Below are 2,500 nucleotides of genomic sequence, written 5' to 3'. Positions count from 1 at the left end.
CAAGTAATCTTTCTCTTTACTCTCACTTGTAGTAAATTTTAATTGAGTTAATAGATTAAAATTATCAGGTGTAATATTAAATGTTTTTATCATATCAATATAGCTAGAGATTTCTTTGATATTATCAAATTTAATTTCATCATCTAGTTTTAATAAAGAAATAATTTGCTCAATTACCTCATCAGAAACTTCATATACTTTTGATAAAATTGAACTAGTTTTATTACTGCCAAAAAGGTTAACCAGTTCATCTTTATTATTTATTTTATCTAAATGGAAACGATGAAATTCAGATATATCTTTTATTGATTCGATATTAGGAAGAACAGCTTTATAATTAAGTAAACGTTTTTCTCCCAATATATTTATTTCGTTTTCATTTAATCCTAACTTAGTAAATATAGAAATCATTTGACACAACATTTGTATATAAGTAACAAGTTTATTTTTATCTTCTAATGTTTTATCATTCTCTTTACCAAATCTCTAAAATCATGAACAGATAAGTTTTAAATATCATATTACTGTCGAGATATGTCCATATAGCACTGGCAACACTTAAAGAAGGAAGGGATAAATGATAGCCGAGTATACCTAAATAGGACGGTATAATTGCCCGCTCAGTGAATTCATCTATATAAGAATCATTAAAATTCATTAACTCGTCAAAAAGCTTTTCCATTTTTTGGGTATAACGCAAATCATATTCTTTTGCTGTCATTAAATATAATTCTGAAATACTAAATTTATAATCTTTAATAAACTTGCAATAATTATTTATTGTATAAATTAAATTACCTGCATCATCTGATAACGATTGTTTATTAATGGGTTTACTGAAAGGTCTCAGGCAACATATCGAGTAATAAAGAAAGAGAATAAATATCTAAACCATGTACTGTTGCTAATAAATATACTCGATATAACAGTGATATATTCTCTATAGAACAAGTAAATTCTGTTGTTTTACCCGAAGCTAATTTCCACATAGTAACAATGCCAATATCATCGACATGTAATGCACGTTTTAAGGTATTAATGCGTATAATATCATCTGGAGATGATGAATTAAAATCAAGTGCTTTATTGTCTGCGATAAATTTACTTTTACCTAATGGAGGAGAATTAAATAAAAATATCAAATAGCGATAAAGAGTTATTCAATGTTTGATGATTAATATTAGAACCATTAAGTACTAGAGATTGCTCAATATTAATATTGTATTTCTCCATAATATATTGTACATGAAGAATAGAGCGAATAACCTCAGAGTCAATATTATTATCATTATTTTTTTGCTCTAATTAAAACATGTAGATTACCAACAGAGATCCCTGTTGCTTTATGTAAGCGAATAATTTTATTTAAGAACAACATGCTTTTTGAATCTAATTCATTATTTACTTTAAGTATATTAAATAATGGCAATATTTCTTCTTCTGAAACAGAATAATATTCTGATAAGAATTTTAAATTACTCTTTAAACTGATATCTTTATGTCCGAAGTTTTTCTCTATTAGTTCCTCAATTTTTATCGTCAGAGATTACTTCTGTTAGGATAGCATATAATTCAGGAGAAATAGATGAACTAATCGTTGAGATCCATTCTGTATCTAAAATATCAAGATAATCCTTAGCTTTTACTAATTTATCAACCAAGCCATCGCGTAATAACAATGTTTGTCGAATAGTTTCATAAGGTTGGTGATAAGGGTTTTCACCCATTACGCGATTTGTTGCTAGTTCTTGAAATAAATCTTTATCATTACCTAATTTATGTTGTAATGCATTCGTTAAAATTTGATTTGATAAAGAAAGCGTGGAAATTTCTTTATCCATATTTTCTTGAGAAAGCACTAATTGTGCTAAATCAGGACGACGGTTATCAAGACGATACTTTAATTTGCCAGTGCGTATTTCTTTTGCTTCACGATAAAGCTCTGTTAAATAACCTGCCGGTGAAAACATCGATGCAACAGATTTAGAATCAACATAGTGGTTGTCTCGACTTGGGATCCAATCACCTAATGCACGGCTTTGTGCGGATTGTGGTTGAATACCTAAAGCCACGGCATTTTTTACTTGTGGATTATTACGTGTCAAATAATGTGCTTCATTTAATTTATTAATTTTTGCAGCGTCTTGAGCTTTTTTATATAGTGTTTTTGCTTCATGCCAACTAAGTTTCTCTTCACTCAGTGCGTGAATTTCATGAAGCGACAAGGGAGCGAGATCATTTAATGTGATATTTTCCACTGCATCAGAATTCATTTTTTGCTAAACGTGTATTAATGTTTTTTCATTAAATATTTTCCTAATATAAGTTAATTTAAAATAGAGAGAATAAAATCGTCGTTTTATCTCGAAATTTAAAATATCAAGAAAATAAAAATTAAAAATTGAATTTTTTATAACTTGTTATTGAGTTTTTTTTATTCTTTGTAGGTTAAATGCGTTTTAAAAATAAGAAAAAAAAAACAAGAAAAGATATCTAAATA

The 2,500-nt window shown here is 27.6% G+C and carries 4 protein-coding genes; all 4 read right to left on the bottom strand.

The window, feature by feature from the left end:
- Positions 1-411: hypothetical protein (locus tag BHE89_RS14520; protein WP_141008305.1), on the bottom strand; the 411-nt coding region annotated here is incomplete at its 3' end.
- Between the two features lie 64 nt (positions 412-475).
- The gene (locus tag BHE89_RS14515; RefSeq protein ID WP_128860580.1) at positions 476-721 is read right to left on the bottom strand and encodes a hypothetical protein; all 246 of its coding nucleotides are present in this window, start codon (positions 719-721) and stop codon (positions 476-478) included.
- A 112-nt stretch (positions 722-833) separates the two neighbouring features.
- Positions 834-1,142, bottom strand: a complete 309-nt coding sequence (locus tag BHE89_RS14510) for a hypothetical protein (RefSeq protein WP_128860579.1) — start codon at positions 1,140-1,142, stop codon at positions 834-836.
- Positions 1,143-1,526: 384 nt separating this feature from the next.
- The gene (locus tag BHE89_RS14505; RefSeq protein ID WP_128860578.1) at positions 1,527-2,273 is read right to left on the bottom strand and encodes a Tc toxin subunit A; all 747 of its coding nucleotides are present in this window, start codon (positions 2,271-2,273) and stop codon (positions 1,527-1,529) included.
- Positions 2,274-2,500: the final 227 nt, after the last annotated feature.

The organism is Shigella sp. FC1967, assembly GCF_001743005.1.
Taxonomy (GTDB): Bacteria; Pseudomonadota; Gammaproteobacteria; order Enterobacterales; family Enterobacteriaceae; genus Proteus.
This window is presented reverse-complemented; position numbering and strand designations above follow the sequence as displayed.